The organism is Ulvibacter sp. 2305UL32-6 (genome assembly GCF_058148545.1).
On record NZ_JBYVKA010000025.1, the window covers coordinates 1 to 1861 of the forward strand.

Sequence of the window (1861 nt, forward strand, 5' to 3'; positions counted from 1 at the left end):
ACCGCAAATTTGGTTGAGCCACAGCGAGCCAAGAACCGCCACTGGCATTATACAAACACGTTGTACACAATACCCAAAAAATGAAAATCGGAACTAAAATATTAATCCTATTTCTGACATTTAATTTACTTTCCTGCAAAGAAACTGCTCAGGAAAAAGAAATTGAAAAGCCTACTACTGAATTTGATTTCTCAACAGTTGAAAAATTCCGAGAAACAAAACTTAAAGGTCAAATAATAAACGATTACGATAGCATTTTCAGTTCTTCACAAAGGAAAGAACTGTCGAACATTATTTATGACTACAATATTGAAACCACAAGACAAATAGTTGTTGTAACAATTGATAGTATAAATCCATATTCTGACATTCAAAAAATGGCGACGGATTTGGGAAAATATTGGGGAGTTGGAACAGCGGAAAAAGATAATGGACTGATAATTCTGCTTTGTAAACCTTGTCAGAAAATCGGAATTGCAACTGGATTTGGAACGGAACTTATTTTGACTGACCAAATTTGTAAAAATGTTATTGACCAGACAATCATTCCTGAATTTAAAAATGGAAAATTTTATGACGGAATTAAAAACGGAGTGGCTGAATTAATAGAAAAATGGCAATAACGTACTGTGTACAACACCGTATATAACCAATGGCTAAGTTGTTTATTGAATTTGAATTCCTACTTTTTGTTGTAAATTTATCAAAACCGAATAAACCAGGAAACGGCTTTGCCGTGGCTGCTGAATCTCACGCTGCTTCGCAGCTGCCAGCTTTTGCTCCGCAAAACTGTTTGAGCCACAGCTTGCCAAGGTTCGCCACTGGTCATATACAAACACGTTACCTGCAAGCATGAAAGAAAATTTTAGTCCAAAAGAAGAACCTCATATAACAAGAAAATTATTTTCAACAAAACATATTGGTTTTGGAACTTATTTGGGTGGACCTTTAGCTGGAGCTTATATGATTGGACAAAATTTTAAAAAATTAAACAAAACTAAAGAATCCAAATATTCAATTTACGTTGGAATTTTATTCACAATTGTTCTATTTATAGCAATATTTCTTATCCCTGAAAATATAATTGATAAAATACCAAACGTCTTATTTCCTGCCATATACACTGTAATAAGTTATTTAATTGCACGTCATTGTTTCGGAAATTTGATTGAAAAAAATGATAATAATAAAAATCAATTTCATAGTTGGTGGAGAGCAGCAGGCGTTGGATTTATATCATTTTTGATATTAATTGCAGTACTATTTGCCTTTATATATATTGAAACAAGTGATGTCCAATACGGAAATTATGATAAACAAATAATTGAATTCCAAAATAATGAAGAAATCTCTTTAGAATTTTATCAAAATTTAAATTCTAAACCTAAGGAGTTGCTTTTAGAAGAACTTAATGAAATTTCAATACCAATATGGAAGGAAAACATTAAAATGTTAGAAGAATTAAATGGTCAAAATCTGCCATCTGAATTAAGTCAACAAAATAAAATATTATTAAGCTACTCAAATTTAAGATTGCAAGCATTCGAGTTGATTAAAAAATCAATTGAAGAAGAGACTGAAGAATATACTTATCAGATTAATCAAATTCATAGTGCGATTGATGAAAAACTAGATGAACTTAACTAATGCCAGCAGGTAACACCGTATATAACCAATGGCTTTGTTGGTTAACGAATTGAAAATCCTACTTTTTATCGTAAATTTATCAAAACCGAATAAACCAGTAAACGGCTTCGCCGTGGCTGCTGAATCGCACGCCGCGACGCGGCTTCCAGCTTTTGCTCCGCAAAACTGTTTGAGCCACAGCTTGCCAAGGTCCGCCACTGGTCATATACAAACA

At 32.9% G+C, this 1861-nt stretch carries 3 protein-coding genes; 2 read left to right on the top strand and 1 reads right to left on the bottom strand.

The window, feature by feature from the left end:
* Nucleotides 1-80: 80 nt before the first annotated feature.
* Nucleotides 81-623 carry a TPM domain-containing protein gene (locus tag ACY2RU_RS17465; protein WP_490139767.1) on the top strand — a complete coding sequence of 181 codons (543 nt, stop codon included), beginning with the start codon at nt 81-83 and terminating at the stop codon, nt 621-623.
* A gap of 42 nt (nt 624-665) precedes the next feature.
* Here ACY2RU_RS17465 and ACY2RU_RS17470 read toward each other — a convergent pair whose 3' ends face one another.
* Nucleotides 666-854: a hypothetical protein gene (locus tag ACY2RU_RS17470; protein ID WP_490139768.1), complete on the bottom strand. Its 189-nt coding sequence runs from the start codon at nt 852-854 to the stop codon at nt 666-668.
* Between ACY2RU_RS17470 and ACY2RU_RS17475 the strand changes: the two genes are divergently transcribed.
* On the top strand, nt 853-1647 hold the full coding sequence (locus ACY2RU_RS17475; protein WP_490139769.1) for a hypothetical protein: 795 nt from the start codon (nt 853-855) through the stop codon (nt 1645-1647). The two genes, ACY2RU_RS17470 and ACY2RU_RS17475, sit on opposite strands and share 2 nt — an antisense overlap.
* The last annotated feature ends 214 nt before the right edge of the window (nt 1648-1861 follow it).